Annotated in this window: 30 protein-coding genes; 17 read left to right on the top strand and 13 right to left on the bottom strand. The window is 55.5% G+C overall.

Features of this window, described 5'->3' with window-relative positions; all coding sequences use genetic code 11:
- Positions 1-260: 260 nt before the first annotated feature.
- From rodZ to HWQ15_RS01990, 8 genes are all read left to right on the top strand, one after another.
- Positions 261-1271: a cytoskeleton protein RodZ gene (gene rodZ / locus HWQ15_RS02025; protein ID WP_058676985.1), complete on the top strand. Its 1011-nt coding sequence runs from the start codon at positions 261-263 to the stop codon at positions 1269-1271.
- 26 nt (positions 1272-1297) lie between these two features.
- The gene (gene ispG / locus HWQ15_RS02020) at positions 1298-2416 is read left to right on the top strand and encodes a flavodoxin-dependent (E)-4-hydroxy-3-methylbut-2-enyl-diphosphate synthase (RefSeq protein WP_003860619.1); all 1119 of its coding nucleotides are present in this window, start codon (positions 1298-1300) and stop codon (positions 2414-2416) included.
- 81 nt (positions 2417-2497) lie between these two features.
- Positions 2498-3772, top strand: a complete 1275-nt coding sequence (hisS, locus tag HWQ15_RS02015; RefSeq protein WP_022649001.1) for a histidine--tRNA ligase — start codon at positions 2498-2500, stop codon at positions 3770-3772.
- A gap of 13 nt (positions 3773-3785) precedes the next feature.
- On the top strand, positions 3786-4406 hold the full coding sequence (locus HWQ15_RS02010) for a YfgM family protein (protein ID WP_032622338.1): 621 nt from the start codon (positions 3786-3788) through the stop codon (positions 4404-4406).
- Positions 4407-4416: 10 nt separating this feature from the next.
- Complete coding sequence (bamB, locus tag HWQ15_RS02005) at positions 4417-5595, top strand: outer membrane protein assembly factor BamB (RefSeq protein WP_063149218.1); 1179 nt, start codon at positions 4417-4419, stop codon at positions 5593-5595.
- A gap of 112 nt (positions 5596-5707) precedes the next feature.
- Complete coding sequence (gene der / locus HWQ15_RS02000) at positions 5708-7180, top strand: ribosome biogenesis GTPase Der (protein ID WP_063149266.1); 1473 nt, start codon at positions 5708-5710, stop codon at positions 7178-7180.
- 298 nt (positions 7181-7478) lie between these two features.
- Positions 7479-9020 carry a peptide MFS transporter gene (locus HWQ15_RS01995; protein ID WP_023306697.1) on the top strand — a complete coding sequence of 514 codons (1542 nt, stop codon included), beginning with the start codon at positions 7479-7481 and terminating at the stop codon, positions 9018-9020.
- A gap of 58 nt (positions 9021-9078) precedes the next feature.
- Positions 9079-9300, top strand: coding sequence for a zinc ribbon domain-containing protein (locus HWQ15_RS01990; RefSeq protein WP_023300707.1), 222 nt, complete (start codon positions 9079-9081; stop codon positions 9298-9300).
- Here the strand turns inward: HWQ15_RS01990 and HWQ15_RS01985 are convergent.
- From HWQ15_RS01985 to xseA, 3 genes are read right to left on the bottom strand one after another with little or no spacing between them, the layout of a single operon-like run.
- Positions 9297-9647: a protealysin inhibitor emfourin gene (locus tag HWQ15_RS01985; RefSeq protein WP_063148293.1), complete on the bottom strand. Its 351-nt coding sequence runs from the start codon at positions 9645-9647 to the stop codon at positions 9297-9299. The two genes, HWQ15_RS01990 and HWQ15_RS01985, sit on opposite strands and share 4 nt — an antisense overlap.
- Positions 9647-10666 (bottom strand): M4 family metallopeptidase, encoded by a 1020-nt coding sequence (locus tag HWQ15_RS01980; RefSeq protein ID WP_023306696.1) that lies wholly within the window; start codon positions 10664-10666, stop codon positions 9647-9649. The genes HWQ15_RS01985 and HWQ15_RS01980 overlap by 1 nt, the downstream gene beginning before the upstream one ends.
- Before the next feature lie 58 nt (positions 10667-10724).
- A complete protein-coding gene (gene xseA, locus HWQ15_RS01975) occupies positions 10725-12098 on the bottom strand; it encodes an exodeoxyribonuclease VII large subunit (RefSeq protein WP_063149219.1) in 1374 nt (457 codons plus the stop codon).
- Between the two features lie 159 nt (positions 12099-12257).
- Between xseA and guaB the strand changes: the two genes are divergently transcribed.
- From guaB to HWQ15_RS01960, 3 genes are all read left to right on the top strand, one after another.
- Complete coding sequence (gene guaB / locus HWQ15_RS01970; RefSeq protein WP_003860601.1) at positions 12258-13724, top strand: IMP dehydrogenase; 1467 nt, start codon at positions 12258-12260, stop codon at positions 13722-13724.
- Positions 13725-13792: 68 nt separating this feature from the next.
- Positions 13793-15370 carry a glutamine-hydrolyzing GMP synthase gene (guaA, locus tag HWQ15_RS01965; protein ID WP_006811514.1) on the top strand — a complete coding sequence of 526 codons (1578 nt, stop codon included), beginning with the start codon at positions 13793-13795 and terminating at the stop codon, positions 15368-15370.
- A gap of 192 nt (positions 15371-15562) precedes the next feature.
- A complete protein-coding gene (locus HWQ15_RS01960; protein WP_063149220.1) occupies positions 15563-16816 on the top strand; it encodes a site-specific integrase in 1254 nt (417 codons plus the stop codon).
- On the opposite strand, the gene HWQ15_RS01955 is transcribed toward HWQ15_RS01960, so the two are convergent.
- The 10 genes from HWQ15_RS01955 to HWQ15_RS01910 form a co-directional block, all read right to left on the bottom strand.
- Complete coding sequence (locus HWQ15_RS01955) at positions 16813-16992, bottom strand: hypothetical protein (RefSeq protein WP_063149221.1); 180 nt, start codon at positions 16990-16992, stop codon at positions 16813-16815. The two genes, HWQ15_RS01960 and HWQ15_RS01955, sit on opposite strands and share 4 nt — an antisense overlap.
- Entirely contained in the window at positions 16989-17636 is a 648-nt protein-coding gene (locus tag HWQ15_RS01950; RefSeq protein ID WP_176587371.1) for an MT-A70 family methyltransferase, read from the bottom strand. The genes HWQ15_RS01955 and HWQ15_RS01950 overlap by 4 nt, the downstream gene beginning before the upstream one ends.
- Positions 17633-17791, bottom strand: a complete 159-nt coding sequence (locus HWQ15_RS01945) for a DUF1317 family protein (RefSeq protein WP_074144978.1) — start codon at positions 17789-17791, stop codon at positions 17633-17635. The genes HWQ15_RS01950 and HWQ15_RS01945 overlap by 4 nt, the downstream gene beginning before the upstream one ends.
- Positions 17784-18080, bottom strand: a complete 297-nt coding sequence (locus tag HWQ15_RS01940; protein ID WP_032634921.1) for a PerC family transcriptional regulator — start codon at positions 18078-18080, stop codon at positions 17784-17786. Before HWQ15_RS01940 ends, HWQ15_RS01945 begins: the two co-directional genes overlap by 8 nt.
- Positions 18081-18189: 109 nt before the next feature.
- Positions 18190-18438, bottom strand: a complete 249-nt coding sequence (locus tag HWQ15_RS01935) for an AlpA family transcriptional regulator (RefSeq protein WP_032634922.1) — start codon at positions 18436-18438, stop codon at positions 18190-18192.
- A 49-nt stretch (positions 18439-18487) separates the two neighbouring features.
- Positions 18488-19396: a RecT family recombinase gene (locus HWQ15_RS01930; protein ID WP_176587370.1), complete on the bottom strand. Its 909-nt coding sequence runs from the start codon at positions 19394-19396 to the stop codon at positions 18488-18490.
- A complete protein-coding gene (locus HWQ15_RS01925) occupies positions 19393-20214 on the bottom strand; it encodes a PD-(D/E)XK nuclease-like domain-containing protein (protein WP_063149224.1) in 822 nt (273 codons plus the stop codon). Before HWQ15_RS01925 ends, HWQ15_RS01930 begins: the two co-directional genes overlap by 4 nt.
- Entirely contained in the window at positions 20211-20510 is a 300-nt protein-coding gene (locus HWQ15_RS01920) for a hypothetical protein (protein WP_063149225.1), read from the bottom strand. Before HWQ15_RS01920 ends, HWQ15_RS01925 begins: the two co-directional genes overlap by 4 nt.
- Complete coding sequence (locus HWQ15_RS01915; RefSeq protein ID WP_162843058.1) at positions 20507-20656, bottom strand: hypothetical protein; 150 nt, start codon at positions 20654-20656, stop codon at positions 20507-20509. Before HWQ15_RS01915 ends, HWQ15_RS01920 begins: the two co-directional genes overlap by 4 nt.
- A gap of 151 nt (positions 20657-20807) precedes the next feature.
- Positions 20808-21398, bottom strand: a complete 591-nt coding sequence (locus HWQ15_RS01910) for a helix-turn-helix transcriptional regulator (RefSeq protein ID WP_176587369.1) — start codon at positions 21396-21398, stop codon at positions 20808-20810.
- Between the two features lie 154 nt (positions 21399-21552).
- Between HWQ15_RS01910 and HWQ15_RS01905 the strand changes: the two genes are divergently transcribed.
- The 6 genes from HWQ15_RS01905 (at position 21553) to HWQ15_RS01885 (ending at position 23801) form a co-directional block, all read left to right on the top strand.
- Positions 21553-21783: a hypothetical protein gene (locus HWQ15_RS01905; RefSeq protein WP_045898034.1), complete on the top strand. Its 231-nt coding sequence runs from the start codon at positions 21553-21555 to the stop codon at positions 21781-21783.
- Positions 21784-21930: 147 nt separating this feature from the next.
- Positions 21931-22134 (top strand): hypothetical protein, encoded by a 204-nt coding sequence (locus tag HWQ15_RS01900; protein ID WP_047050345.1) that lies wholly within the window; start codon positions 21931-21933, stop codon positions 22132-22134.
- Positions 22131-22319 (top strand): hypothetical protein, encoded by a 189-nt coding sequence (locus tag HWQ15_RS01895; protein ID WP_063132197.1) that lies wholly within the window; start codon positions 22131-22133, stop codon positions 22317-22319. Before HWQ15_RS01900 ends, HWQ15_RS01895 begins: the two co-directional genes overlap by 4 nt.
- A gap of 310 nt (positions 22320-22629) precedes the next feature.
- Positions 22630-22770: a hypothetical protein gene (locus tag HWQ15_RS23160; protein ID WP_233173455.1), complete on the top strand. Its 141-nt coding sequence runs from the start codon at positions 22630-22632 to the stop codon at positions 22768-22770.
- 56 nt (positions 22771-22826) lie between these two features.
- Positions 22827-23216, top strand: coding sequence for a DnaT-like ssDNA-binding domain-containing protein (locus HWQ15_RS23155; protein WP_237765757.1), 390 nt, complete (start codon positions 22827-22829; stop codon positions 23214-23216).
- A gap of 120 nt (positions 23217-23336) precedes the next feature.
- The gene (locus tag HWQ15_RS01885) at positions 23337-23801 is read left to right on the top strand and encodes a crossover junction endodeoxyribonuclease RuvC (RefSeq protein ID WP_063929179.1); all 465 of its coding nucleotides are present in this window, start codon (positions 23337-23339) and stop codon (positions 23799-23801) included.
- The last annotated feature ends 35 nt before the right edge of the window (positions 23802-23836 follow it).

Genomic DNA, 23836 nt, shown 5'->3' with positions numbered 1-23836 from the left:
CGTGAAGCATTAATTTACTGAATAACCAGCCACAATCATCACGACTGATTAATAATTACGGTGCGTTTCATACGACTTTCGGGCAGTATGTAACGACGTAACAACAGTTTAGCGTGAAGGCCTGCCAGCGCTGTCATCTGCGGCCCGACAGTCTTATACTGTTTGTTCCAGGTTAACTGACCTAAAGTTTCGCGGTGCGGGTGGCATTGTGACTCACCGGCACCTGAACCCTTATTTTCACGTACCAGTAGTTGTAGCGAATGAATACTGAAGCCACTCACGATCAAAATGCAGCACTCTCCACTGGCGTTCGTCTTCGCAACGCCCGTGAACAACTCGGACTCAGCCAGCAAGCCGTTGCAGAACGCCTGTGCCTGAAGGTTTCCACCGTTCGCGACATTGAAGAAGATAAGGCACCCGCCGATCTGGCTTCAACGTTTCTGCGCGGTTATATCCGTTCTTACGCCAAACTGGTTCATATCCCTGAAGACGAATTACTGCCGATGATGGAGAAGCAGGCGCCTGTGCGTGCGGCAAAAGTTGCGCCGATGCAAAGCTTCTCTTTGGGTAAACGTCGTAAAAAACGCGATGGCTGGCTGATGAGCTTTACCTGGCTGGTCCTGTTCGTGGTTGTCGGCCTGACGGGCGCATGGTGGTGGCAAAACCACAAAGCGCAACAGGAAGAGATCACTACCATGGCCGATCAGTCCTCCGCTGAGCTTAATCAGTCTGGTACTAACGGCGCGCAAAGCGTGCCGCTGAGCACCGAAGGGGCTGCGACCTCGAGCGAACCTCAGGCGGCAGCAAGCAGCACGCCTGCAACCGAGCCAGCGGCGACGCCAGAATCGACGGCGAATACCGCACCGGCTACCCAGGCCCAGGATCAGAACGCGGTCGTATCACCTTCTCAGGCCAATGTTGATACCGCCCCTGCGGCAACGGCACCGGCAGATAACACCGCGGCGTCACTGCCAACTGACCCGGCGGGTACGGCGGCACCTGCCGTTGACCCGAATGCGCTGGTGATGAATTTCACGGCTGATTGCTGGCTGGAAGTGACTGACGCGACAGGTAAAAAGCTGTTCAGCGGCCTGCAACGTAAAGATGGCACGTTAAATCTAACGGGCCAGGCACCATACAAGCTTAAAATCGGCGCACCGGCAGCGGTACAGATCCAGTATCAAGGAAAACCTGTCGATCTGAGCCGCTTTATCAGAACTAACCAGGTTGCGCGTCTTACCGTTAATGCCGAACAATCAGCAGCACAGTAACAGACGGGCAATGCGGGAGATTTTACATGCATAACCAGGCTCCTATTCAACGTAGAAAATCGAAACGGATTTACGTTGGGAACGTGCCAATCGGCGATGGGGCGCCTATCGCCGTCCAGTCGATGACCAATACGCGTACTACGGATGTAGAAGCGACGGTTAATCAAATCAAAGCATTAGAACGCGTCGGCGCGGACATTGTTCGCGTCTCAGTGCCGACCATGGACGCCGCTGAGGCGTTCAAACTGATCAAGCAGCAGGTGAGCGTTCCGCTGGTTGCCGATATTCACTTCGATTACCGTATCGCGCTGAAAGTCGCTGAATACGGTGTCGATTGTCTGCGTATTAACCCAGGCAACATCGGCAACGAAGAGCGCATTCGCATGGTGGTTGACTGCGCCCGCGACAAAAACATTCCAATCCGTATCGGCGTAAACGCTGGCTCTCTGGAAAAAGATCTCCAGGAAAAGTACGGTGAGCCGACGCCGCAGGCGCTGCTCGAATCCGCCATGCGTCACGTCGATCATCTGGATCGCCTTAACTTCGATCAGTTCAAAGTGAGCGTGAAAGCGTCTGACGTTTTCCTGGCCGTTGAATCGTATCGTCTGCTGGCAAAACAGATCGATCAGCCGCTGCACCTTGGCATCACCGAGGCGGGCGGTCTGCGCAGCGGTTCGGTAAAATCGGCAATTGGTCTCGGCCTGCTGCTCTCTGAAGGCATCGGTGACACGTTACGCGTCTCCCTGGCCGCCGATCCGGTGGAAGAGATCAAAGTCGGTTTCGACATCCTGAAATCACTGCGTATCCGCGCGCGTGGGATCAACTTCATTGCCTGCCCAACCTGTTCACGTCAGGAGTTTGACGTGATCGGCACCGTCAATGCCCTGGAGCAGCGTCTGGAAGACATTATCACCCCGATGGACGTCTCCATCATCGGCTGCGTGGTGAACGGTCCGGGTGAAGCGCTGGTGTCCACGCTGGGCGTTACCGGCGGTAACAAGAAAAGTGGTCTCTATGAAGATGGCGTTCGTAAAGATCGTCTGGATAATAGTGATATGATCGACCAGCTTGAAGCCCGCATTCGCGCAAAAGCGACGATGATGGACGAAGCGCAGCGCATCAGCGTTCAGCAGGTTGAAAAATAACGTGATGGGAAGCAGGCTGCTTCCCATGTATGATTGAACCCATTCTTTGGGTTCTTTTTTGTATATAGAAAGAGAATAAACGTGGCAAAAAACATTCAAGCCATCCGCGGCATGAACGATTATCTGCCTGGCGAAACCGCCATCTGGCAGCGCATTGAAGGCACACTGAAGCAGGTGCTCGGCAGCTACGGTTACAGCGAAATTCGTTTGCCGATTGTAGAGCAGACCCCGTTATTCAAACGCGCGATCGGCGAAGTAACCGACGTGGTTGAAAAAGAGATGTATACCTTTGAGGACCGCAACGGCGACAGCCTGACCCTGCGTCCTGAGGGGACGGCGGGTTGCGTACGCGCCGGCATCGAACATGGTCTCCTGTACAATCAGGAGCAGCGCCTGTGGTATATCGGCCCGATGTTCCGCCACGAACGTCCGCAAAAAGGGCGCTACCGTCAGTTCAACCAGCTTGGCGTGGAAGTGTTTGGTCTGCAAGGACCAGATATCGATGCCGAACTGATTATGCTGACTGCCCGCTGGTGGCGTGCGCTCGGTATTTCTGAGCACGTTTCCCTGGAGCTGAACTCTATCGGTTCTCTGGAAGCGCGTGCGAACTATCGCGATGCGCTGGTGGCGTTCCTGGAACAACACAAAGAGAAGCTCGACGAAGACTGTAAACGTCGTATGTACAGCAACCCGCTGCGCGTACTCGATTCCAAAAATCCTGACGTACAGGCGCTGCTGAACGATGCGCCAGCGCTGGGTGACTACCTGGATGAGGATTCCCGCGAACACTTTGCTGGCCTGTGCAAGCTGCTTGAAGCGGCGGGCATTGCTTATACCGTTAACCAGCGTCTGGTGCGCGGTCTGGACTACTACAACCGCACCGTATTTGAGTGGGTCACCACCAGCCTCGGTTCGCAGGGCACCGTCTGTGCTGGCGGTCGTTATGACGGACTGGTCGAGCAACTGGGTGGTCGCGCAGCACCGGCTGTAGGCTTCGCGATGGGCCTTGAGCGACTTGTTTTGCTGGTTCAGGCAGTTAATCCGGAATTTAAAGCCGATCCTGTTGTCGATATATACCTGGTGGCCTCAGGTGCGGATACGCAGTCTGCGGCGATGCAGCTTGCCGAACGCGTGCGCGATGCGCTGCCGGACGTAAAGCTGATGACCAACCACGGCGGCGGCAACTTTAAAAAACAGTTTGCTCGTGCCGATAAGTGGGGCGCAAGTATTGCACTGGTGCTGGGTGAGTCCGAAGTGGCCAACGGCGAAGTGGTGGTTAAAGACCTGCGCTCTGGTGAGCAAACTACGGTAACGCAGGATGGCGTTGCGGCGCACTTGCGCACTCTATTGGGCTAAGGAGAAGGACTGCGTGGAAATGTACGAGAACGAACACGACCAGGTTGATGCGGTTAAACGCTTCTTTGCTGAAAACGGCAAGGCACTGGTTGTAGGGGTTATTTTAGGTGTTGGTGCGCTGGTTGGCTGGCGTTACTGGAACAATCATCAGGCTGACTCTGCTCGCGGTTCATCCCTGAACTACGAAAACACCGTTAGCGCAATCCGTGCCGATCAGCCGCAAACGCTGACGGCTGCGGAGAAATTTGCCGCTGACAACAAAAACACCTACGGTGCGCTGGCTGCGCTGGAAGTGGCTCAGCAGTATGTTGATAAAAACGAACTGGACAAAGCCGCTGCGCAACTGTCTCAGGGGCTTGCTGCTGCCAGTGACGAAAATCTGAAAGCGGTGATCAATCTGCGCCTGGCACGTATTCAGGTTCAGCAGAAAAAAGCCGACGACGCGCTGAAAACGCTTGATACCATCAAAGGTGATGGCTTTGCCGCTATTGTCGCCGATCTTCGCGGTGAAGCACTGCTGAGTAAGGGTGATAAAGCGGGCGCGCGTAAAGCGTGGCAAGCTGGCGTGGATAGTAAAGCTTCACCTGCGCTGAGCGAAATGATGCAGATGAAAATAAATAATTTGTCCGTCTGAGAGGGACCCAATGCAATTGCGTAAATTACTTCTGCCAGGACTGCTTTCTGTTACGTTATTGAGTGGTTGTTCACTGTTCAGTGGCGAAGAAGACGTTGTCAAAATGTCCCCGCTACCGACGGTTGAAAACCAGTTCACTCCGTCCACCGCCTGGGACACCTCCGTGGGTGATGGTATTGGCGATTTTTATTCCAACCTGCGCCCGGCATTTGCTGACGGCGTGGTCTATGCGGCCGATCGCAAAGGCACCGTTAAAGCGCTGAACGCTGATGACGGAAAAGAAGTGTGGTCCATTAACCTGGCGGAAAAAGACGGCTGGTTCTCCCGTAAACCTGCGCTGCTTTCTGGCGGCCTGACCGTTGCCGGCGGTCACGTGTATGTGGGCAGCGAAAAAGCGCAGGTTTACGCGCTGAATGCCAGCGACGGTTCGGTTGCATGGCAGACCAGCGTTGCCGGTGAATCCTTGTCACGTCCGGTTGTCAGCGACGGCCTGGTGTTGATCCATACCAGCAACGGCCAGTTGCAGGCGCTGAACGAAGCCGATGGTCTGGTAAAATGGACGGTTAACCTGGATATGCCAGCGCTGTCTCTGCGTGGTGAATCTGCTCCGGCGACTGCATTTGGCGCCGCCATTGTGGGTGGTGACAACGGTCGTGTCAGCGCAGTACTGATGCAGCAGGGCCAGATGATCTGGCAGCAGCGTATTTCCCAGGCGACCGGTTCAACTGAAATCGACCGTCTGAGTGACGTGGACACCACGCCGGTCATCGTTGACGGTGTGGTTTACGCGCTGGCGTATAACGGCAACCTGACGGCGCTGGACCTGCGTAGCGGTCAGATCATGTGGAAACGTGAGCTGGGTTCCGTGAACGATTTCATTGTCGACGGCAACCGTATTTATATGGTGGATCAGAACGACCGTCTGCTGGCGCTGAGCACCGAAGGTGGCGTGACGCTGTGGACGCAGAGCGATCTGCTTCACCGTCTGCTGACCGCACCGGCACTGTATAACGGCAGCCTGGTGGTGGGCGACAGCGAAGGCTATATGCACTGGATCGATCCAGAGAATGGCCGCTTCGTGGCGCAGCAGAAAGTGGACGGCTCAGGCTTCCTGACCGACCCGGTTGTGGCTGACGGCAAACTGCTGATTCAGGCAAAAGACGGCACGCTGTACGCGATCACGCGTTAATTACACGGCGGTTGTAGTATACTAAACGGCTCCTGTTCACTCAGGAGCCGTTTTGACATTTTTAAAAACGCTGCGAAAGCGACGTTATTTTGAATTTTATGAGGCTTCAAACATGGTACCTGTGGTCGCGCTTGTCGGGCGCCCTAACGTTGGAAAATCCACTCTTTTTAACCGTTTAACACGCACCCGTGATGCGCTGGTTGCGGATTTCCCGGGGCTGACGCGTGACCGTAAGTACGGTCGTGCAGAGGTGGAAGGACGCGAGTTCATCTGTATCGATACCGGGGGTATTGACGGTACGGAAGACGGCGTAGAAACCCGCATGGCAGAGCAATCTCTGCTGGCTATCGAAGAAGCGGATGTGGTTCTGTTTATGGTGGATGCGCGCGCTGGCCTGATGCCCGCGGACTCCGCTATCGCTAAACATCTGCGTTCACGCGAAAAGCCAACCTTCCTGGTGGCGAACAAAACTGACGGTATCGATGCCGATCAGGCCGTTGCGGATTTCTGGTCTTTAGGTCTGGGTGATATTTATCCTATCGCGGCCTCGCATGGCCGTGGCGTCACCAGCCTGCTGGAAACCGTTCTGCTGCCGTGGGTTGATGAAGTAAACCCGCCGGAAGAGGTGGACGAAGACGCCGAATACTGGGCACAGTTTGAAGCCGGAGAGGAAGGCGAGGAAGAGCCGGAAGATGACTTCAACCCGCAGGATCTGGCGATTAAGCTGGCTATCGTTGGTCGCCCAAACGTAGGTAAGTCTACGCTTACTAACCGTATTCTGGGCGAAGAGCGCGTGGTGGTTTACGACATGCCAGGCACAACGCGTGACAGCATTTACATTCCAATGCAGCGCGATGAACGTGAGTACGTACTTATCGACACTGCAGGGGTGCGTAAGCGCGGGAAAATCACCGATGTAGTGGAAAAATTCTCGGTGATCAAAACCCTTCAGGCGATTGAAGACGCCAATGTGGTGCTGCTGGTTATTGACGCACGTGAAGGTATCTCCGATCAGGATCTCTCTCTGCTCGGCTTTATCCTTAATAGTGGGCGCTCACTGGTTATCGTCGTCAACAAGTGGGATGGCCTGAGCAATGAAGTACGCGAACAGGTGAAAGAGACGCTGGACTTCCGTCTGGGCTTTATCGACTTTGCCCGCGTTCACTTCATCTCTGCCCTGCACGGCAGCGGCGTAGGCAACCTGTTCGAATCCGTTCGTGAAGCCTATGACAGCTCTACCCGCCGCCAGAGCACGGCGATGCTGACCCGTATCATGAACATGGCAGCAGAAGATCACCAGCCGCCGCTGGTGCGTGGCCGTCGCGTGAAGCTGAAATATGCCCACGCCGGGGGGTATAACCCGCCTATCGTGGTGATCCACGGTAACCAGGTGAAAGACCTGCCGGACTCCTACAAACGCTACCTGATGAACTACTTCCGTAAGTCGCTGGACGTGATGGGTACGCCTATCCGTATTCAGTTCAAGGAAGGGGAAAACCCGTTTGCGAATAAACGTAATACCCTGACGCCGAACCAGATGCGTAAGCGTAAGCGTTTGATTAAGCACATTAAGAAAAGCAAATAATTCTTACCGAACTCACTAAAACCCGCGCCTGTCGCGGGTTTTTTTCGCTCATTCAAAAGGTCTGCCTTCCCTGTGTGATGTCAATCACTATTCGCTTTTAACCATGTTTATATCTAAGAAAGTAGACAATCGTCGAATTTTCATCTTAAAGTCCAGGGTTCGGTACTAGACAAAACTAGCGCCTGGTTATCAAATGGTTAACCAACATTTCGCCGCATGTAAAAAATCGATCGGATACGTAACCGTTCGGCGTACATGCTGGTGTTTACAAGCACGACACATACCTTTCGGGAGAATTATGCAATCCTCTGTTAATCAAAAAGAGAGCCGAACCTTCTTCGGCCATCCTTATCCGCTCGGTTCGCTGTTCTTCACCGAGATGTGGGAGCGTTTCTCGTTTTACGGTATTCGCCCGCTATTGATCCTGTTTATGGCCGCCACCGTGTACGACGGGGGGATGGGCCTGGCGCGTGAAAACGCCTCGGCGATTGTCGGCATCTTCGCGGGCACCATGTACCTCGCCGCACTGCCGGGCGGCTGGCTGGCGGATAACTGGCTCGGCCAGCAGCGGGCCGTCTGGTACGGTTCGATTTTGATTGCGCTTGGGCACCTGTCGATTGCCCTGTCGGCCATTATGGGCGACAACCTGTTCTTCATCGGCCTGATGTTCATCGTGCTCGGCTCCGGCCTGTTCAAGACCTGTATCTCGGTCATGGTCGGTACCCTCTACAAAAAGGGCGATGCGCGTCGTGACGGCGGTTTCTCGCTGTTCTATATGGGCATCAACATGGGCTCGTTCATTGCCCCTCTGATTTCCGGCTGGCTGATTAAAACCCACGGCTGGCACTGGGGCTTTGGTATCGGCGGTATCGGGATGCTGGTCGCCCTGATTATCTTCCGCGTGTTTGCCGTTCCGGCCATGAAGCGCTACGACAGCGAAGTCGGTCTGGACTCCACCTGGAACAGTCCAGTAGTGAAACGTAACGGCGTGGGTGCCTGGCTGCTGGCGCTGGCTGTGGGTGTTGCAATCATCGTCACGTTGATTGCCCAGGGCGTGATTGTGATTAATCCGGTCGCAGTGGCCAGCGTGCTGGTATATGTGATTGCCGCCTCCGTCGCGCTCTACTTCATCTACCTGTTCATCTTCGCCGGGCTGAATCGCAAAGAGCGCGCAAGGCTGCTGGTATGCTTTATTCTGCTGGTCTCCGCCGCGTTCTTCTGGTCCGCGTTCGAGCAGAAGCCAACCTCCTTCAACCTGTTCGCCAACGACTACACTAACCGCATGATCGGTGATTTTGAGATCCCGGCGGTGTGGTTCCAGTCGATTAATGCCCTGTTCATCATTCTGCTGGCACCGGTATTTAGCTGGGCATGGCCGAAGCTGGCGAGCAATAATATTCGCCCGAGCAGTATCACCAAGTTCGTGATCGGTATTTTGTGCGCGGCGGCGGGCTTCGGCCTGATGATGCTGGCGGCACAGAACGTGCTGAGCAATGGTGGAGCAGGGGTTTCTCCGTTCTGGCTGGTGGGCAGTATCCTGATGCTGACGCTCGGGGAACTGTGCCTGAGTCCGATTGGTCTGGCAACCATGACCCTGCTGGCGCCGGAAAGAATGCGCGGTCAGATGATGGGCCTGTGGTTCTGCGCCAGTGCGCTGGGTAACCTGGCTGCGGGCCTGATTGGTGGTCACGTGAAGGCCGACCAGCTGGATATGCTGCCGGACCTCTTTGCCCGTTGCTCCATCGCGCTGTTGATTTGTGCTGCGGTGCTGATCGTCCTCATTGTTCCGGTGCGTCGCATGCTGGAAAATGTGCAGACAAAACCGGCTACCGAAGCCTGATACTATTCAGCCTGCCGGGGCAGTTATCCAGCCCCGGCCCACCTCAACAGGAGAGAGCATGTCGATAACCTGTCCGGATTGCCACGCAGCGCTCGAGCCGCAAAACGGTATCGCGCACTGCGACAGCTGCAATAACGATATTCCCCTCGAAGCGCGCTGCCCTGATTGCCATCAACCGCTTCAGGTACTCAAGGCCTGCGGTGCGGTGGATTACTTTTGCCAGAACGGCCACGGTCTTATCTCTAAAAAACGCGTGGAGTTTGTTCGGGCTGAAGGTTAATCGCACACGCAGCCTTCACCTTTCTGCCACAGTTCCACCAGCGACTCGGGTGCTTCCTGCTCGGGTACCAGCACGATGATATCGGCGTAGTGCGCCTGATTTTGGCCGGTCCAGATAATCTGGATGCGGAAATAGCGCTGGTCACCGCTGCCGGGGGAAGAGGCTTGCCCGGGCGGCTGGCCGCGCGGGAAAGCCTGCTCCAGAATGCTCACCAGGCGCTGGCGCTGGGCCTCATTAAGCGAGGAGAGCGCAATGGTGCGCTGGCTGCTCAGCTTAGGGATAAAAGCGACGCCGCCTTCCCGGGCCAGCTCAACCACGGCGTCATCCGTCAGTTCCGGAACCTGCATTACAGCACTCCTACCTGTTCCCAGGCTTGTTTTATAGCCGCCCCAACGTCGCTACCGGAGCGTTTCTCGCCGTGCGCTATCGTCAGTTTTGCAAAGGCATCAAAATCCGCATCCTGCGCCAGGTTGCGATCGCAAACCGTGTCGTACCAGGCATAACCCGCTTTTTCCCAGGCGTAGCCACCGATCGCCGTTGCGGCCAGGTAAAACGCGCGGTTGGGGATACCGGAGTTAAGGTGTACGCCGCCGTTATCCTCGCGCGTTTTGATGAAATCTTTCATATGCCCGGGCTGCGGATCTTTACCGAGCAGCGGATCGTTATAGGCCGTGCCGGGTTCAGACATGGAGCGAAGCCCTTTCCCGTTGATGCCCTCCGCCAGCAGCCCTTCACCAATCAGCCAGTCTGCTTTATCGGCGGTTTGCTTAAGATGGTATTGCTTCACCAGCGAACCGAACACGTCGGATAACGACTCATTCAGCGCGCCCGATTGTTCAAAGTAGATGAGTCCGGCTTCGGTCTCCGTCACGCCGTGGCTAAGCTCATGCGCTACCACGTCGATGGCAATGGTAAAGCGGTTGAAGATTTCCCCGTCGCCATCGCCAAAGACCATCTGCTGGCCGTTCCAGAAAGCGTTTTGATACTCACGGCCATAGTGCACGGTGCCGGTGAGGATCAGCCCTTTGTTATCGAGCGAATCGCGCTGATATTCTTTCCAGAAGAAATCATGGGTAATACCCAGATAATCGTACGCTTCATCCACCGCCACATCTCCGTTGGAGGGCTGGCCTTCATAGCGTACCTGGGTACCCGGCAGCTCCTGGGTCTGTTTCGCATCGTAGATGTCACGCTCAAGCTGACCGGCTTTATTCACATGCGGCGCGGCGGGTTTGCCCGGCATATGGGCCATCAGCGTCTGGACGTGGGTTAAGGTCTGACGGGCGCAGCGCTGCTGCGGCTCAGAACCGCTTTCGATAATACGGCGAAGAATATACGGAGGGATGACGCTATGTAGATGGGGCATGCTGCTCTCCTTATTAAAAAAGGCAATAGCAGCAGTATAGTTTGTAACCGGCGAAGATTTATCCGCTTTTACGCTGACGCGTTTTTTTCACCGGTTTGATCTCTTTCACTTCACTCTCGACCCAGCCGTCAGAAAGCCGGGTGGTGAGCACATCCCCTGCTTTAACCTGCTTCGTCTGCTTCAGCACTTTGCCGTCCTTCGCGGTGGTCACGCTATAGCCGCGGGCCAGCGTGGAGAGTGGGCTGACGGCTTCCAGATGGGTGACCGCATTGCCAAAACGCTCGCGGGTGGCGCTCAGGCGTGAGCGGATATTTTCCGCGAGGCGGAACTCAAGCTGCTGGATCCGCGTTTGTGCGCGATAAATCTTTGGCTGCGGATTCTGCTGGTTCAGACGCTGAGTCGTGCGCTGCTGGCGTGATATCGCTCTCTTAAGCTGGTTATCCAGCGCGAAGTTCATCCGCTGACGCAGACGCTCCAGTACGGTTTGCTGACGCGCCAGACGCAATTGCGGATGCTGCTGTTGCAGACGATGATGAAGCTGGGTAAAGCGGCGGGTACGGTTGGCGAGGAAGTAGTCCATCGCCATCTCCAGGCGCTGCTGCCCGTTCTGGATCTGGCGCAGCAGCTCCTGCTGATTACGGCTGACCACCTCTGCCGCCGCGGACGGCGTGGGCGCGCGTAAATCCGCGACAAAATCGGCTATCGTCACATCCGTTTCATGGCCGACGGCGCTCACCACAGGGATAAGGCTGGCAAAGATTGCCCGCGCCACGCGCTCGTCGTTAAAGCTCCACAGGTCTTCCAGCGAGCCGCCGCCGCGCCCGACGATCAGGATATCGCACTCCTGACGCGCATTCGCCAGCTCAATCGCGCGCACGATCTGCCCCGGCGCATCGTCACCCTGAACGGCAGTTGGGTAGATAATGACGGGCAGGGAAGGGTCACGGCGCTTCAGGACGTGCAAAATATCGTGCAGCGCCGCGCCGGTTTTCGAGGTGATAACTCCAACACAGTGGGCAGGTGAGGGCAGGGGCTTTTTAAACTGCTGGTCAAACAATCCCTCAGCCGAAAGCATGGCTTTTAACTGCTCGTACTTCTGCTGCAACAAGCCTTCACCGGCGGGCTGCATGCTCTCGACGATAATCTGATAATCGCCGCGCGGCTCATACAGGGTAATGTTGGCGCGAACCAGAACCTGCTGGCCATGCTGAGGGCGGAACGTCACGCGACGATTGCTGTTGCGGAACATCGCGCAGCGCACCTGAGCGGTGTCGTCTTTTAGCGTAAAGTACCAGTGACCGGAAGCAGGCTGCGTGAAGTTAGAGATTTCACCGCTGATCCAGACCTGTCCCATTTCCTGCTCAAGCAGCAAACGCACCGTCTGATTAAGGCGGCTGACAGTATAAATTGAGGGGGATTGAGAGGATAACATGTGAGCGGGATCAAATTCTAAATCAGCAAGTTATTCAGTCGATAGTAACCTGCTGAGAGGCGATCGCAAGCATTTTTTTCAAAAAAGTGTAGATGCAATCGGTTACGCTCTGTATAATGCCACGGCAATATTTAACCACCCAGGTCAGAGATATTGCCCATGCTACGTATCGCTAAAGAAGCACTGACGTTTGACGACGTCCTCCTCGTTCCCGCTCATTCCACCGTTCTGCCGAATACTGCCGACCTCAGCACGCAGTTGACGAAAACCATTCGTCTGAACATTCCTATGCTCTCCGCAGCAATGGACACCGTGACTGAAGCGCGTCTGGCTATCGCTTTGGCACAGGAAGGCGGCATTGGCTTTATCCACAAAAACATGTCTATCGAGCGTCAGGCGGAAGAAGTTCGCCGCGTGAAGAAACATGAATCCGGTATCGTGTCCGATCCTCAGACCGTTCTGCCAACCACCACCCTGCATGAAGTGAAAGCGCTAACCGAGCGTAACGGCTTTGCAGGTTACCCGGTTGTGACCGAAGACAACGAGCTGGTGGGCATCATCACCGGTCGTGATGTGCGTTTCGTGACTGACCTGAACCAGCCTGTCAGCGTCTATATGACACCAAAAGAGCGCCTGGTGACCGTTCGCGAAGGCGAAACCCGCGACGTGGTGCTGGCGAAAATGCACGAAAAACGCGTTGAGAAAGCGCTGGTTGTGGATGCGAACTTCCACCTGCGTGGCATGATCACCGTTAAAGATTTCCAGAAAGCAGAACGTAAACCGAACGCCTGTAAAGACGAGCATGGCCGTCTGCGCGTCGGCGCTGCGGTTGGCGCGGGCGCAGGTAACGAAGAGCGCGTTGACGCGCTGGTTGCCGCGGGCGTTGACGTGCTGCTGATTGACTCCTCACACGGCCACTCCGAAGGCGTTCTGCAACGTATTCGTGAAACCCGTGCTAAATACCCGGATCTCCAGATCATTGGCGGTAACGTGGCTACGGGCGCAGGTGCTCGCGCACTGGCGGAAGCCGGTTGCAGCGCGGTGAAAGTGGGTATCGGCCCTGGCTCTATCTGTACTACCCGTATCGTCACCGGCGTGGGCGTTCCGCAGATCACCGCGGTGTCTGACGCGGTTGAAGCGCTGGAAGGCACCGGTATTCCGGTTATCGCGGACGGCGGTATCCGCTTCTCTGGCGACATCGCCAAAGCGATCGCCGCAGGTGCCGCAGCCGTGATGGTGGGCTCCATGCTGGCCGGTACCGAAGAATCCCCGGGCGAAATCGAACTCTACCAGGGCCGTTCTTACAAATCCTACCGCGGTATGGGCTCCCTGGGCGCGATGTCCAAAGGTTCCTCCGACCGTTACTTCCAGACCGATAACGCCGCTGACAAACTGGTACCGGAAGGCATCGAAGGCCGCGTGGCCTATAAAGGCCGTCTGAAAGAGATCATCCACCAGCAGATGGGCGGCCTGCGTTCCTGTATGGGTCTGACCGGCTGTGGTACCATTGACCTGCTGCGTACCAAAGCGGAATTCGTACGCATCAGCGGTGCGGGTATCCAGGAGAGCCACGTGCACGACGTGACGATCACCAAAGAGTCCCCGAACTACCGTCTGGGATCATGATTTTCTTCGCCCGACCTCGTGTCGGGCGATTTATTTAATCTGTTTCACTTGCCTCGGAATTAGCGTCAATGACGGAAAACATTCATAAACATCGCATCCTCATCCTCGATTTTGGTTCTCAGTACACTCAACTGGTGGCGCGTCGCGTGCGTGAGCTGGGCGTTTACTGTGAACTGTGGGCGTGGGATGTCACGGAAGCACAGATTCGCGAGTTCAATCCAAGCGGCATCATCCTGTCCGGCGGCCCGGAGAGCACCACCGAAGAGAACAGCCCGCGCGCGCCACAGTACGTATTCGAAGCGGGCGTACCGGTGTTCGGCGTGTGCTACGGCATGCAGACTATGGCGATGCAGCTGGGCGGCCACGTAGAAGGCTCTAACGAGCGTGAGTTCGGCTACGCGCAGGTTGAAGTCGTCACCGACAGCGCGCTGGTGCGCGGTATCGAAGACTCCCTGACCGCAGACGGCAAACCGCTGCTGGACGTATGGATGAGCCACGGCGACAAAGTCACCGCTATCCCGTCGGACTTCGTGACCGTAGCCAGCACCGAAAGCTGCCCGTTCGCGATTATGGCGAACGAAGAAAAACGCTTCTACGGCGTGCAGTTCCACCCGGAAGTGACTCACACCCGTCAGGGTATGCGCATGCTGGAGCGCTTCGTGCGTGATATCTGCCAGTGTGAAGCCCTGTGGACCCCGGCAAAAATCATCGACGACGCCGTGGAGCGTATCCGCCAGCAGGTTGGTGATGACAAAGTGATCCTCGGCCTCTCCGGCGGCGTGGATTCCTCCGTGACCGCGATGCTGCTGCACCGCGCCATCGGCAAAAACCTGACCTGCGTCTTCGTGGACAACGGCCTGCTGCGTCTGAACGAAGCCCAGCAGGTCATGGACATGTTCGGCGACCACTTCGGTCTGAACATCGTTCACGTGGAAGGCGAACAGCGCTTCCTGGACGCGCTGAAAGGCGAGAACGATCCGGAAGCGAAACGTAAAATCATCGGCCGCGTATTCGTGGAAGTGTTCGACGAAGAAGCGCTGAAGCTGGAAGACGTGAAATGGCTGGCGCAGGGCACTATCTACCCTGACGTGATCGAATCCGCCGCCTCCGCAACCGGTAAAGCACACGTCATCAAATCTCACCACAACGTGGGCGGCCTGCCGAAAGAGATGAAGATGGGCCTGGTTGAGCCGCTGCGCGAGCTGTTCAAAGACGAAGTGCGCAAGATTGGTCTGGAACTGGGTCTGCCGTACGACATGCTCTACCGTCACCCATTCCCGGGCCCGGGCCTCGGCGTACGCGTGCTGGGCGAAGTGAAGAAAGAGTACTGCGACCTGCTGCGTCGCGCGGACGCGATCTTCATTGAAGAGCTGCACAAGGCTGACCTGTACAACAAGGTTAGCCAGGCGTTCACCGTGTTCCTGCCGGTTCGCTCCGTCGGCGTGATGGGCGATGGCCGCAAGTACGACTGGGTTGTCTCCCTGCGTGCGGTTGAAACCATCGACTTCATGACCGCGCACTGGGCGCACCTGCCGTATGACTTCTTAGGCCGCGTGTCTAACCGCATCATCAACGAAGTGAACGGCATTTCCCGCGTGGTGTATGACATCAGCGGCAAGCCACCGGCGACGATCGAGTGGGAATGATGTATAGCTAGGTCATAGCACATCATATCTATTCAATATCCTCTATAACCCTCTGTAATTGCAGAGGGTTTTTGTTTATATCTACTCATATCTATTCACTCTACACCACATTTTTCGACGGTACAGGTGACGGTATTACCCGAAAGGTATACTCTCATACCGATAAAAACATGGATGCATTACGGGTGAATCGTGCTTACCGATACCAAACTGAAAAACCTCAAGCCGCAGGAGAAACTGTACAAGGTTACAGACCGTGACGGGCTGTATGTTGCCGTGCTTACTTCAGGCTCTGTCTCGTTCCGCTACGACTACCGCATTAACGGCCGCCGGGAAACGCTGGTGATCGGCCAGTACGGCCGTGACGGTATCAGCCTGGCGGAAGCTCGCGAGGAACTCATTGCCGCCAAAAAACTGCTGAAGTCAGGCCGGTCGCCTGCTGCGGCGAAACGTGACGGTATCAGGCAGATCGCCGGAGCCGAAACATTCGCGGTATATACCGACACCTACATGAAACACGTCACCCTGGCCGACAGCACCCGCGCCATGAAGCAGGCAGTGATCGACAGGGATATCCTCCCGGCGCTCGGCAACAAGATGATGACTGAGATAACCACCAGAGTGGTGCGCGACCTTTGCGATCGTATCGTTGAGCGTGGCGGCCGGGCGACGGCGATTCAGGTCAGGGAGATAATCAGCAGCGTATACCGGTACGCCAATGACCGCGGGCATGGTCTGTTCAATCCGGCAGCCGACATTAAGCCATCATCCATTGCCATGTTTAAGCCTCGCGAGCGCACGCTGTCGCCTGAGGAGATTGGCATATTCTTCCGCGCGCTGGATGACGTCGGTGCTATGGGCACCATGAAGATGGCGCTGAAGCTGGTGCTGCTGACGCTGGTTCGAAAAAGCGAATTCACTTACGCGACATGGCAGGAGATTGATTTCAGGAACTTGACATGGACGATACCAGCTGACCGAATGAAGGCCAGGCGCGCGCATGTGATTTATCTGCCGAAGCAGGCGCAGGATCTGCTGGTTGGCCTGCAGATGTGTGCTGGTGGCAGCGAATACCTGGTTCCCGGGCGCTACAACTTCCGCAAGCCATTATCGAATGCCGCGCTGAACTCCCTTATAGACAGGACCGTTGATGCCATAAACAAAGACGGTGAGAAGATACAGGCTTTCACGGTGCATGACCTGCGCCGCACGGCCAGCACGCTGCTGCACGAAGCGGATTACCCGTCAGACTGGATCGAGAAGGCACAGGCACATGAGCAGAAAGGCGTGCGCGCGGTGTACAACAAAGCGGAGTATGCCCGGCAGCGAGCCTATATGTTGCAGCAGTGGGCGGATATGGTTGATGCCTGGATTAATGGGGAGCACACCGATCTGGTGCCGTTCTCCCCGTCTAAATTTGAGAGGTGGATGAACCAGAGCTGTTAATTTCGCGATCTAATAAACTCCCTCTGTATTTCTACAGCCATTTGCAACTCTTCACACTTCTTATGCAAATGGCTATTTTCAGTTTGTAACCATTTCACCTGTGCTGTTTTTTGATGTATCACGGCGCGGCACTCTTCGAGTTGACGGATTAAATCCGCATGGTCAGATATGGTCATGCTGCACGCTCCCGGCCCTGGTTGTCTGTTGGTGAAAGCGGTGCATTTCCGAATGCCCGCGTCAATCCAGTTATATCCAGCGCGTAACCAGGGTGCAGCTGCACCGCCGGGCCATCGCACTGGTTGCCCCATGCGTCAAAGCCATGCGACGACTGGCGGGCGAAAAGCTCAATGCGTGGCACATCTCCCAGCAGCTGCACAAGTTTCTCCCTGATCACGTCAGGTTTGCGCGAGTTCTCCATGCGCGGCGCCGTGACATGCTGGCAGATCGAGGCATCCATGCGCGCCGGCAGCTTCCCACGCACCGCAAACAGGCAGTCTTCACTGTTCGCCCGGGTCATATGGCCCATTCCGATCGCGCTGTTGCCTTTGTGCTTGTTCGTCTTATGCCAGGTGAATCCCTTCATCGTCATCAGGCGGAATCCCCACGCTTCGATAACCTTCAGCGCTTCAACCTGCTGCGTCGGTACCCACCACATAGCCAGCAGGCAATCTTCGGCAGCCAGATCCCACACAGGCAGGCGGCAGATGTCCAGCACGTTCATAACCGGATACTTGAAGCCGGCGCCGCGCTCGCCGTCGGCTGCTTTGTCACGGTATACCCAAGGCGGGTCTGCGTAAATGAGAGTGTATTTTCCGGTCATGCCGCCACCTTCTTACTGTTCATCAGCTCAGCCAGGCGCTGAGCCTTCAATGGGTTTCTGATAACGTCGCCGCTCGGTGCTACCCATCCACGGCGATTAATGGAATAGGGCGGCGTGACACTGCCCACGGTGATCCCGTCGTGCGGATTAGTCATACACCACCCCGCGACATCCGATCCCGCTGTAGTCCAGATGCGGGGTGCGGTTACCTTTGGTGATGCACTGCTGGCGGCGCACCGCGATGCGGGCGCGCTCTACTTCACCGACAGCCGCATCCAGGCACTGGAGCCAGAGACGGGCTGCGATTCGGTAGTGCCCGCGGCGCTCGCGCTCGATGGCCCGGCTTTCGATCTCCATTGCTTCCGGCGTTACTGCCACCACTCTTTCAACACGGCGCTGCGACACGTAGTCTTCGTGATAGCGCTCAAGCTTCGTCTTTTTCATCTGATCCTGACCTCTCAACTGATTACCGCCGCCAGCCACATCAGGTAGGCGACCACGGCCAGATACAGGTACACATCTGACCATCTGCCGATATGCTTCTTCAGCGCCGTCATGCTGCCGCACTCACCGGGCGATACACGCGGCGGTCAACCGGCGGCTTTTTTCCGGTGAACGTCGCCGGACTTGCCGCCTTACGTTTATCCAGCCATGCTTCAACTTCGCTCTGGTCCCACGCGCAGCGGCGATCGGTTATCCAGAAACGGGACGGGAATTCGCCAGCCTGTTCCAGGCGGTCAATCGTGCTCCATGACAGTGGCACCACCGCCAGGAGTTCCTTCTTACCAAATGCACCTTTCATAAATACCTCTCTTGGTTGCAGGTGTGGCGCCGTGGCGCCACGGTGGTGATTACATAGGGACTTCGTTCAGTTCATTGCGGCGGACGTTATAAACGTCTTCTGCCATTTCAAGCCATTTGCCAGATAGCGCATCTTTGGCACCAGGGCGCTTTTTCCCGTCAGGCCATACCCCGCCGTTGAAGATCAAATCCAGCTTTTCTACACTCTCCGCTTTGCCAGCCGCATAAGTGAAAGACATCAACATCTCATCTGGATCTCGGTCATCGCTGCTCTTTGGTTTCTCTTCCTGGTGCTGCTCAGGCTTGGAGTTGATCAGCTTGTTCATGCCGGACGCGGTAGCTGGCGTAGGCGTGATATCGCGCTCAACGCGTGGCGCCGTCTCCTGCAATTCGTCAGGGGTGTACACGCCAAGCAGGACATCAGGAGCATTCAGGCGAGCCCAGCGTTTAACGCACAGATATGCGAGCTGCTGTCGAGGATCCTGCTCCCACAGAGGGGAGTTGCGCACACCGGCCTGGGCCATGCTGATCGTCAGCTCGCGCGGCTCTGATTCTCCTTTGAGGGTTGCCCATACGGTAACGGTCAGGCTCGGCGATTTGTCGGATTTTCCGTTTACTTTCGACCAGTCACCATCCCAGCGATAATTCAGACGTGTGGCCAGCAGATTGGAGGATGACACAACCGCGTTTACCAGCTGCGCTTCATAACCCAGCGTGCCGTTAACCACATGTGTTTTCTGCGCCACGGCGAACGGGTTCATGCCCCACTGTGCCGCCTGCATGGTCACGGCCAGGCAGTCAGCAGGCTTTCCTGCAAGATGCGCCGGAACGGTGGCCTTACTGTCAGCCATCAGGGTTGCGAAACGCACCAGGCGGTCCATACCCTCAGGACTGAATATTGCCGCAGCGGTGCCAACGGTAGCGCCAGGCTGCGATGTGATTGTGATGTCGTTGCTCATACGTACATATCCTGTTTGCGTGCCCATTCAGGGCGTTTAATAATTTCAAATCCACCCCATTCGCCAGACTCCCGGCACTGGTGGTAGGTATTCAGATCCCGGCGGAAAAGTGCGTGCCCGGCATCTACGTCCGGCGTATCCAGTTCAAACACGCGCACCGGGTAGCGCCCGCAGTCGATGGTTTCGCTCACTGCCAGGAAGAAGAATCCGTGAGGTTCTCCGGTGGTCTGCTGCGCGCCTTCGCGGTACATGGCATCCTGCACGTGGTACCTGAATTCCTCGATGTGGCGGGCGAACCGCTCCATATCGGCAACCTTCTTCACGTCCAGCAGCACCGGGTGATGCTTCAGGCGCTTGTCCGGGCGAATGCGGCACAGTTCGCCAGTCTCCGGATCCGTCCAGTAATGCGATACTTCGCAGAATCCTTCCGCCTCAAGCAGCCAGCGCGCCGCCGGGTGGGCCATCGCGCTGTCGCGCATCAGTTGCAGCTTCCGGCCCTGCTCAGCATCCATAACCGTCATGCCCATTCCTGCAACATCATTAAGAAACGCAGCTTCATCCTCTTTTCCGGAGGCTGTGCGACGGTTGAACTGCGGCGCCACGATGAAACGCTTATCGAATTCATCCGGCTCCAGCAGCAGGCAGTGCAGGGCGGTACCCATGTCCAGCGCCTTAAGCTTTTCGGTGTCGACCGGCGCGGATTTCTGCCACTGCAACAGGGCTGGGCTCAACGCCACCATATCCAACTGCGACTTACTCACGCCGTCGCCAGCGTGGTAATCCTCGTTGCTGATGTCGAAGTAAATTCCTGGCTTCATGCCGCAGTCCTCGCCGTGTCCAGCTGGTCAGCCAGATCCCACTTCGCGATGATGCTCGTCATCGCGGCCTGGTAAGCTGCGAGCGCCTCTTCGAATTCCGTGCTCATCATCAGTTCTTCAAGAATCTCGGTGCGCACGCCTTTGCGTTCCAGCTCATAGAAAGGCTTTTGCAGCTGGTGGAACTTGATAGCGTCGATCAGCTCCACCTGGCGCTCGTAGTGCAGCTGACTCAGCTGGTAGTCGCTGTCGATGCTGGTCATGATTTTTTTCAGGTTATTAATCTGCTGGATGTTCACTTGCTCACCCCCATATCCATTTCAGTTTTTACTGCCATCTTGGTGACAAATGCCCAGTTGATGGCCTCATGCAGAGTGCGGCACTTGGTGCTCATCAGCCCGCACGCCGTAACGCAGTACCAACCGTTGATGATTTTCCACTGCATAATTCGTTACCTCAGTGTTACCGTTGAGGTAATAATTATCCTTATGTGGTTTGATGTCAATAGATATGATTATAAAAAATTACCCGTGAGGTAATCTTTGGGGCAATAAAAAAGCCGCTCTGTGGCGGCTTAGTATCTGAAATTTAAAAAGTTATTCTTGCGTTTTACCGTTCTGAACAATCACGAAATCGACGTAACTCTCAATCTTGCTTTTCTCGCTCTCAGGTAACAATGCGTAGCGGGCCCGGTCGTAATGGATGGTCGCCGGGTCGCGAGGATGGATGAGCAGTTCATAGCCCCGGCGCCCGAACGCGCTGGCGATCGCCTCCAGGGTGGAGATAGAAACGCTGACTTCATTGTTCAGCATGCGCTGGATTGTAGCCTGGGCAACGCCGGACGCTTTCGACACCTTTCCCTGAGATGACAGGTCGCGGTTGTTCTGCATCCACACTTCGAGGTTATGCGCCGCCAGCTGGCCGATATCGGAAGGGGTGATCTCCTCCTGGGGGATGGCAACAGCAGATAATGAGTGGTCGACGTCCAGCCAGTTCGACGGCTTGTTTGCTGCCTTCTCAATCTTGCGCGCCACCGTGTCGCCGACCACCTTCTGCCCGCGGGCCCAGCGGTTCACCAGGTTTGCCTGAGTTCCCAGTTTTTCCGCCAGACGAGTCTGCACCCCGTTGAAGTCACGGTCGATGATATCGTTAATATTCTGCCTGCGGATATCCTGAATACTTTTCATGCTCTGGTGAATCGCCTCATATATGAATTAGTTAGTGGTTCAATTAAAAGCGAATTTACCTCACAGGTAAATGCACCTCACAGGTAACAAACCTTGATTTTTATTACCTTCTGGGTGAATATTTGTTATCTGAAATTAATATCAGGCAATAGCTATGAGCGAGAACGAAAAATTCGACTTCAAAAAACACTGGTTGCAACTCACTCCTGATGAGCGAAATGCCTTTGCTGCCGAGGCCGGAACGACCAGCCACTACATCCAGACGCATCTGACAGGCCGCCGTAAAATGCCCGGTAAGACATTGATGAATGGGCTTTTTAAGGCATGTAAGCAACGCGGTTGGGTCAGGACTAAGCCGGAACTGGCTATCTTCTTCTACGAATAAAACCTCCTTCAAACCCCCATCAGGCCGCCTTCTGGCGGTCTTTTCATATCTATTCAGTCCTCCCAGGTAATAATGATCCGAATATGGTTGATCTTTTTTCGGTCATCGCACAAAATTACCAAAGATAAATTTCAAAGAGAGGTGCAAATGAAGCGATTAACTCAGCGTGAAGCTCTCGAAATGGGCCTCGCCAGGTTCTACACCGGCAAGAAGTGCATTCACGGGCATGACAGTGAGCGCTACACCCTCAGTGGTGAATGCGTTAAGTGCAACAACGAGCGGGCTCGACGCCAGCAACAGTTGCGTTCAGATAAATTAAAGGCAGCCAGAAAGGCGCGGGAGGCAGCATGAAGATTTTTTTCTCCGGTTCCAGTGCTCAATTATGCATTGAAGCAGAGTCAGAAGAAGAAAAGGCGATGCTCATTATGTGGCACCGGCTGAACATTTCAGATCAGACAATGTACTGCGACATGGTTGATACTGGTTGCTTCGCTGGGTTGCGCCTTTGTGGAATCACTGATCTCGAGAAAGAGTAGGTTCATATGGCTAATCAATGGCTACGTCTTTGGCATGATATGCCTAATGACCCGAAGTGGAGAACCATAGCGAGAATATCCGGTCAACCGATAGCTCTCGTTCAGGCCGTTTATGTCCACCTTCTTGTTAGCGGGTCACAAAATGTCACGAGAGGTCACGCTGATGTCACGAACGAGGACTTAGCGTCACATTTTGACGTGACTGAGTGTGACATAGACGCTGTTATTAACGCCATGCAGGGCCGAGTTTTGGATGGAACATACCTTACAGGGTGGGAGCGGAGACAGCCTAAAAAGGAGGACCGCGGCAATGATGAAACAGGAGCAAAATCAGCAACTCAGAGAAAAAGAGAGCAGCGTGAAAGGCAGCGGATGCGGCAACAAGAAAGCAATGAGTCACGGCAATGTCACGACAAGTCACGAAATGTCACGACAGATAAAGAAGAGATAAAGAGAAGAGAAGATATAAAAGATAAACCCCACACAGGGGGCGAGCAAAATTCACCTGTGGATAACTCTGCTGGTGGCGGTGAACCAGATCCGGATGCGAACAACGCGATGCTGAATGGCTACGTTGCGCCTGGCGGAATGGGTGAGTTTGGAAAATTCCAGATGCGCGACAACTGGAAGCCGGATCCGCAGTTCATACAGCGCGCTGCGCTATTGGGCATAACCCTGAAGACAGACATCTCGCCATTCGAACTGGCAGAATTCATCACGTACTGGAAAGCGGAGGGCAAAGCATTCCACCACGACCAGTGGCAGCAGAAGCTGGCGAGAAGCGTGCAGCAGTCCAGGGCAAGGCCAGTCGCCCAGCAGCAGCGAAGGGATATCAACGACGTTCCGGAGCCGGACAAAGCCATACCGCAGGGATTCAGGGGATATCAGCCCTCATAGCGGCACCAGCGCGGCAGCGCATTTTTTTACGCCTGTATAATTACCTTGCAGGTAACAAAATATGCGCATAGCTATTGATTTTAACTCTAATGTGGATTTAAATTACCTGAGAGGTAAGTCATGACAGCAATTTTAGGGATTGACCCGGGATGCAGCGGGGCGCTGGTTCTCGTCACTGAGCAGGGCGGCTACATCGACCATCTGGCAATGCCAACCATCAAGGTCGGCACAAAGTCCAGGGTGAACGGCGCAGCGGTAGCTGCATGGGTTCGGCAGTACGGAATCACTCATGCGTACCTTGAGCAGGTCGGAGCCATGCCAGGACAGGGAACGGCGAGCATGTTTACGTTCGGGCATGCAGCTGGCGTAGCGGAGGGGATCCTCCAGGGACTCAACATTCCGTACACGCTGGTAACGCCTCAGGCCTGGAAGAAGTCAGCCGGGCTTATCGGAAGCGACAAGGACGCAGCGCGCAGCAGGGCCATTCAGCTTTACCCGGAACTCAGGGCGCTGGATGCCAAAGCGAAAGGCCAGGCAATCGCGGATGCGCTGTTAATCGCAAGGTTCGGGATCGGCGTTAAATAACGATCTTTTTAGATATCAACCTAATCAATAACTTA

The sequence above is a fragment of the Enterobacter sp. DSM 30060 genome (genome assembly GCF_013375955.1).
Classification (GTDB): Bacteria; Pseudomonadota; Gammaproteobacteria; order Enterobacterales; family Enterobacteriaceae; genus Enterobacter; species Enterobacter intestinihominis.
Note: the sequence above shows the minus strand (reverse complement) of the source record. Positions and strands in the feature narration are given on the sequence as shown.